Origin of the sequence: Flagellimonas halotolerans, from assembly GCF_035818535.1 — a bacterium.
GTDB classification, from domain to species: domain Bacteria; phylum Bacteroidota; class Bacteroidia; order Flavobacteriales; family Flavobacteriaceae; genus Flagellimonas; species Flagellimonas halotolerans.
Window position 1 is genome coordinate 1 of sequence record NZ_JAYKYV010000030.1, and the last position, 3412, is coordinate 3412.

1 tRNA gene and 2 rRNA genes are annotated in these 3412 nt (G+C 53.8%); all 3 read right to left on the minus strand.

The annotated features are described in order from the left end of the window. Positions 1-34: 34 nt before the first annotated feature. The 3 genes from rrf to VM932_RS16620 all read right to left on the minus strand — a co-directional run bounded on the left by rrf (position 35) and on the right by VM932_RS16620 (position 3336). Positions 35-146, minus strand: a 5S ribosomal RNA gene (rrf, locus tag VM932_RS16610). Between the two features lie 110 nt (positions 147-256). Then, positions 257-3083, minus strand: a 23S ribosomal RNA gene (locus tag VM932_RS16615). Positions 3084-3259: 176 nt separating this feature from the next. Next, a tRNA-Ala gene (locus VM932_RS16620) sits at positions 3260-3336 on the minus strand. Between the last annotated feature and the right edge of the window lie 76 nt (positions 3337-3412).

Consider the following 3412-nt stretch of genomic DNA (forward strand, 5'->3'; position numbering starts at 1 on the left):
AAAAAAAGCCCCCCACTTACGTGAGGGGCTTCAAAGAAGGCGGCGACCTACTCTCCCACCTGGTGTGGCAGTACCATCGGCGCAAACGGGCTTAACTTCCCTGTTCGGAATGGAAAGGGGTGGGCCCCGTCGCCATGGCCACCTAGATCTTAAATATCTTGAATGTTCATGATATGACATATTATGGGACGGACCTTGCGGTCGTCAAAAAAGAGCCAACGAAGTTTGTAGTTTCAAGGAACCGCCGAGAGGGCGGCTGCGCAAGCTTACGGGCAATTAGTACCGCTCGGCTGCATGCATCGCTGCACTTCCACCTACGGCCTATCGACGTGGTCATCTCCCACGGCCCTTTAAAGAGATCTCATCTTGTGGCGGGTTTCGCGCTTATATGCTTTCAGCGCTTATCCCATCCCGACTTAGCTACCCGGCGATGCCCCTGGCGGGACAACCGGCGCACCAGCGGTCGGTCCAACCCGGTCCTCTCGTACTAGGGTCAGGTCCACTCAAATCTCTAACGCCCGCAGTAGATAGAGACCGAACTGTCTCACGACGTTCTGAACCCAGCTCGCGTGCCACTTTAATGGGCGAACAGCCCAACCCTTGGGACCTTCTCCAGCCCCAGGATGTGACGAGCCGACATCGAGGTGCCAAACCCCCCCGTCGATGTGAGCTCTTGGGGGAGATCAGCCTGTTATCCCCGGCGTACCTTTTATCCTTTGAGCGATGGCCCTTCCATACGGAACCACCGGATCACTATGCTCTAGTTTCCTACCTGTTCGACCTGTATGTCTCACAGTCAAGCGCCCTTGTGCCATTGCACTCTGCACACGATTGCCAACCGTGTTGAGGGCACCTTTAGAAGCCTCCGTTACTCTTTTGGAGGCGACCACCCCAGTCAAACTACCCACCACGCACTGTCCCCCGCTAGGGGTTAGGCCCCGATCAAACAAAGGCTGGTATTTCAACAACGGCTCCTCCACGCCTGGCGACGCAGATTCAAAGCCTCCCAGCTATCCTACACATTGTTTGACCAAGGTCAATACGAAGCTATAGTAAAGGTGCACGGGGTCTTTTCGTCCCACTGCGGGTAACCGGCATCTTCACCGATACTACAATTTCACCGAGATCATGGTTGAGACAGTGCCCAGATCGTTGCACCATTCGTGCAGGTCGGAACTTACCCGACAAGGAATTTCGCTACCTTAGGACCGTTATAGTTACGGCCGCCGTTTACCGGGGCTTCAGTTCAACGCTTCACCACAAGTGGCTGACGTCTCCCTTTAACCTTCCGGCACCGGGCAGGTGTCAGGCCCTATACGTCATCTTTCGATTTGGCAGAGCCCTGTGTTTTTGATAAACAGTCGCCTGGGCCTATTCACTGCGGCTCCCCCGGAGGGGAGCGACGCTTCTCCCGAAGTTACGCGTCCATTTTGCCTAGTTCCTTAACCATGAATCTCTCGAGCGCCTTAGAATTCTCATCCCGACCACCTGTGTCGGTTTACGGTACGGGCCGCAATGCTCGCTTTTCTTGGAGGCAGCGCCGCTGGATTATCGACGCGGCCGTGGCCTTGTCGTACTATCGCTTGCGCTTCAACGTGCTATTCCGTCAGCACGCACCAACTAAGCTGCCCCGTCACTTTTGTCGCATTGCGGGTACGGGAATATTAACCCGTTGTCCATCCACTGCCCCTTCCGGGTTCGTGTTAGGTCCCGACTGACCCCCGGCTGATTAGCATGGCCGGGGAAACCTTGGTCTTTCGGCGTGCGGGTTTCTCGCCCGCATTATCGTTACTTATGCCTACATTTTCGTTTCTGTACGCTCCAGCACACCTCGCAGTGCACCTTCGGCGCCGAACAGAATGCTCCCCTACCCCTTACAGCAAGCTGTAAAGCCATAGCTTCGGTAATGTGCTTATGCCCGATCATTATCCATGCGGGACCGCTCGACCAGTGAGCTGTTACGCACTCTTTAAATGAATGGCTGCTTCCAAGCCAACATCCTGGCTGTCTAAGCAGTCCCACCGCGTTTTGTCAACTTAGCACATATTTGGGGACCTTAGCTGATGGTCCGGGTTCTTTCCCTCTCGGACATGGACCTTAGCACCCATGCCCTCACTGCCCTGAAACATTATATAGCATTCGGAGTTTGTCAGGAATTGGTAGGCGGTGAAGCCCCCGCATCCAATCAGTAGCTCTACCTCTATATAACTATCAGAACGCTGCACCTAAATGCATTTCGGGGAGTACGAGCTATTTCCGAGCTTGATTGGCCTTTCACCCCTACCCACAGGTCATCCCAAGACTTTTCAACGTCAACGGGTTCGGTCCTCCACTATGTGTTACCACAGCTTCAACCTGCCCATGGGTAGATCGCACGGTTTCGCGTCTACTACTACCGACTATAACGCCCTGTTCAGACTCGCTTTCGCTACGGCTGCGCACCATAAGTGCTTAACCTTGCCGGTAAAAGTAACTCGTAGGCTCATTATGCAAAAGGCACGCCGTCACCAGTAAACTGGCTCCGACCGCTTGTAGGCGTATGGTTTCAGGGTCTATTTCACTCCGTTGTTCACGGTTCTTTTCACCTTTCCCTCACGGTACTGGTTCACTATCGGTCTCCCAGGAGTATTTAGCCTTGGCGGATGGTCCCGCCGGATTCACACAGGGTTTCACGTGCCCCGCGCTACTCAGGATACCACTATCTTCAACGCTCCTTGCCCGTACGGGACTGTCACCCATATCGTGCAGCTTTCCAACTGCTTCCGGTTCGTCGCGCAAAGAACATTGTGGTCCTACAACCCCGTCATTGCCTAAACAACAACGGTTTGGGCCAGTCCGATTTCGCTCGCCGCTACTCTCGGAATCACTCTTGTTTTCTCTTCCTCCGCCTACTTAGATGTTTCAGTTCAGCGGGTTCGCCCACCTTGCGGTGTGACTGGCCTTCAACCAGCCGGGTTGCCCCATTCGGATACCCGCGGATCAATGCTCATGTGCAGCTCCCCGCGGTTTTTCGCAGCTTATCACGTCCTTCGTCGCCTCTGAGAGCCTAGGCATTCCCCATACGCCCTTCTTTTGCTTGTCGCACCTGTACCTAAGTACAAATGCCCTCTCGTAATCCTTAATGTTCTATTCTACTTCGTGTTTCTTCTTTGACTTCGCAATGAAACGACCTATGTCGTCCCTTGCTCCGTCCCAATATGTCAATGAACTTGTGGCGGGCCGCCAATGGCGATAATATCACCGTGGACGGCATTTGCCGTGGTGGAGAATATCGGAGTCGAACCGATGACCTCCTGCGTGCAAGGCAGGCGCTCTAGCCAGCTGAGCTAATCCCCCATTTTTCAGTTATGAGTTATTAGTTAGGAGTTATGAGTGATAACCCTGTAACTCAACTTCTAAAATTTCCAATACT